Origin of the sequence: Vibrio fujianensis (assembly GCF_002749895.1) — a bacterium.
In the GTDB taxonomy this organism is placed as follows: Bacteria; Pseudomonadota; Gammaproteobacteria; order Enterobacterales; family Vibrionaceae; genus Vibrio; species Vibrio fujianensis.
In genome coordinates this window covers 214,527-216,103 of sequence record NZ_NBUS01000041.1, presented here as the reverse complement: position 1 = coordinate 216,103, position 1,577 = coordinate 214,527, and the positions used below count along the sequence as shown (strand labels likewise).

Genomic DNA, 1,577 nt, shown 5'->3' with positions numbered 1-1,577 from the left:
TGGCTCGTCGGAGCATGAAGTTTCTTTAGTTTCTGCAAATTACATACAGCAACAACTTTTGCTTACGCCTGATTTTAATGTGATTCGTGTGGAGATTAAACCAACAGGCTGGTTTACACTGTCTAATGAGTTAGTTTCACTGGATATCAATACTGCTTCACTTAATGGTGGAAACTGGTCAAAAAAAATTGATTTTGTTGTCCCCTGCATTCATGGTTATCCCGGAGAAACGGGAGATATTCAATCCTTACTTGAGTTAGCAGGTATTCCATATTTAGGCTGTGGACCGGAAGCAAGCTCAAATAGCTTCAATAAAATTACCTCGAAGTTATGGTATGACGCGCTAGGCATTCCCAATACGCCTTATCTGTTTCTGACCGAAAATAGTGCTACAACGAAAAAAAATGCAGAGCAAGCGTTTGAACAGTGGGGGGCTTTGTTTATTAAAGCGGCTAGGCAAGGTTCATCCGTTGGATGCTACAAAGTGACCGAATTAGAACAAGTGAGCCATGCGGTGGAATCCGCTTTTCATTACTCAGAGCAGGTTCTTGTTGAGCAAGCGGTTAAACCTCGCGAATTGGAAGTGGCCGCATATGAGTTAAGTGGTGAGCTTTATATTTCCAAACCGGGTGAAATCATTGCGCCTGATGATGCATTTTATAGTTACGAAGAAAAGTACAGTGCGGATAGTCATTCGAGAACCGAAGTCGAAGCAAAAAATCTCACGGAAGAGCAACGTGCATTAATTCATGCATGTGCTAAAAAAGTCTTTATCCATATGAAATTAAGACATCTTTCTCGAATCGACTTCTTTTTAACTGAGCAAGGGCATATCTATCTTAATGAAGTGAATACCTTTCCAGGCATGACCCCGATTTCGATGTTTCCTAAAATGCTAGAGCATAATGGACATAAATTTAGCGATTTCTTAGCAGATTGCGTTCACCGATCGCTTACTCGCACGGTTTAAAACGAACGAACTTTAGCTTTTCTACTTCTGCGGTGTGCAAATTTCCTAAGTATTGATTTGGCATCGCAGGGCTTAACCAACGGCCAAATTGTTGAATTTCTTTTGTTTTATACCCTTGTCGAGCCAATTCTTTAACCGCACCAATACGAGTCGACTGACCGGAAAAACGTAATTCAGGCTGAGAAAGAAGCCCTCCGGCTCGCCTTAAAATACGGAAGATAGACGAGTCATCAAGTCGTAGATGAGCGATATTGCCGTGCCGATCGATGGCTCTAAAAACTGGACCACTAGGTTCATTAACTATTTTTATCCATCTAAGTAATGCGCACTGAGCATTGGCAGATAGTGAATATTGCTCCGTACCAATATTCAGACATTGAATATTGATCTCATTTAAATCAATATGCTCAATTGTGAGTTGTTTAAGTTCTGAGCGTTTCATCGCACATTCAAACATCACATGATAAATCGCTAAGTCTCTTATATCTCTACTATTATTGCTACGTATTAATTTTTTATGCAAGCGATTCAAATGCAATCGAGTAAAGGATTCTGCTTGTTTTTCCTCTCCTTTTTTATCCAGACGAAAATGACGAAGTTGATTACG

Annotated in this window: 2 protein-coding genes; one reads left to right on the top strand and one right to left on the bottom strand. The window is 40.2% G+C overall.

Translation table 11 applies throughout. From position 1 onward, the window contains the following. Positions 1–970: D-alanine--D-alanine ligase (locus B7C60_RS08240; protein ID WP_245868958.1), on the top strand; the 970-nt coding region annotated here is incomplete at its 5' end. On the opposite strand, the gene B7C60_RS18480 is transcribed toward B7C60_RS08240, so the two are convergent. Next, positions 954–1,577, bottom strand: a 624-nt coding sequence (locus B7C60_RS18480) for a tyrosine-type recombinase/integrase (protein WP_245868956.1), incomplete at its 5' end; no start/stop codon positions are given. The genes B7C60_RS08240 and B7C60_RS18480 overlap by 17 nt on opposite strands.